Genomic DNA, 1,574 nt, shown 5'->3' on the forward strand with positions numbered 1-1,574 from the left:
CCGTTCTGAAAAACCTATGCAAAGCTAGGCATTCCTAGAATTTGCAACCTGTCAGAACGTGCAGACTAAGCGAAAGCTACGATTTTTGAGTCATGACACCAGTTGGTGAACGCCAGCCTTCTGCTCTGTCGAATGCAGTTAAGTAATCAGCTTCCCAGGTTTACAGCTTTTGTGCTGCATTCTAAACAAGCTCTTAAATCATTGTCGAGGCACACTTTACAAGCAATTGGACACTCACAACCATGAGTAACTTCGTTTTTGTACTTGATACCAGCTTTAAACCGCTCACACCTTGCAAGCCTTCAATGGCGCGTAAGTTGTTAGACGCAGGTAAGGCTGCGGTATTTCGCCGTTACCCATTCGTCATTATTCTCAACCAGGAGGTAGACGCTACGCCTGAACCGATCGTACTCAAAATCGATCCGGGTTCTAAGACAACTGGCATCGCGCTAGTAGACAGCCAAGAGCGTGTGATTTGGGGAATGGAGTTAGAACACCGTGGACAACAGATTAAGGACGCTCTAGAGTCTCGTAGCGCCGTTCGTCGGGGGCGCAGACAGCGCCATACTCGTTACCGCAAAGCTCGCTTTCTCAACCGCAAGCGCGAACAGGGATGGTTGGGGCCTAGCTTAATGCACCGCGTTCTGACAACTAAAACTTGGGTTAAGCGACTCTGCAAATTTGCACCGATTGCTGAAATCAAACAGGAATTGGTTCGGTTTGATATGCAACAGCTAGAGAATCCTGAAATCTCTGGAACCGAGTACCAACAAGGGACTCTAGCAGGGTATGAGGTGCGGGAATATCTTCTAGAGAAGTGGGGACGCAAATGTACTTACTGCTCCAAGGAAGGTGTACCTCTGCAAATCGAACACATCCACTCAAGAGCGAAAGGTGGGACTGACCGTATTTCCAACCTGTGTTTGGCGTGTGAAAGATGCAATCAAAAGAAAGGCACTCAAGAGCTCAAGGATTTCCTCAAAGGTAAGCCCAATCTCGCGTCTTGCATTCTCAAACAGGCTTCATCACCGCTCAAGGATGCGGCTGCTGTAAATTCAACCCGGTGGAAGCTATTCGAGACGCTCAAAGCAACAGAATTACCCGTCACTACCGGGACAGGTGGACAGACCAAGTACAACCGCAATCGGTTGGGATTACCCAAAGAACACTGGTTAGACGCCGCGTGTGTAGGTGTTACAGAAACCCTCAAAGTGTTGACAAGCAAGATTCTCAAGGTAAAAGCAACAGGTCTTGGTGGACGGCAGCGATGCCAGACCGACAAGTTTGGCTATCCACAGAAACATCGTCCATTACGTCCAATCCACGGTTTTTCTACTGGTGATATCGTCAAAGTCGTCATCCCTAAAGGTGTGAACAAAGGTGAGTACGTTGCTCGACTCTGCCCATACAGTGACGGCAATGGCGAAATTTATCCAACCATTGGAAAGAAACGGATCGGAATCAAACTTAGCTACATTGTCAACCCTGTTCACCGCAAGGATGGCTACATCTATGCATGATGCCGATATTTGCCCAGATTTACCTAGAAATTATGTTTCAGTTACTCACCCCAA

At 47.8% G+C, this 1,574-nt stretch carries 1 protein-coding gene; it reads left to right on the forward strand.

Going from position 1 to position 1,574, the window contains the following annotated elements:
- Nucleotides 1–242: 242 nt before the first annotated feature.
- A complete protein-coding gene (iscB, locus tag MiSe_RS48960) occupies nt 243–1,520 on the forward strand; it encodes an RNA-guided endonuclease IscB (RefSeq protein ID WP_226594779.1) in 1,278 nt (425 codons plus the stop codon).
- Nucleotides 1,521–1,574: the final 54 nt, after the last annotated feature.

The organism is Microseira wollei NIES-4236 (assembly GCF_020521235.1).
Lineage (GTDB): Bacteria > Cyanobacteriota > Cyanobacteriia > Cyanobacteriales > Aerosakkonemataceae > Microseira > Microseira wollei.

Excerpts from the sequence above, each read along its gene's own strand:
- iscB (WP_226594779.1), top strand. The coding sequence starts at position 243 with ATGAGTAACTTCGTTTTTGTACTTGATACCAGCTTTAAACCGCTCACA.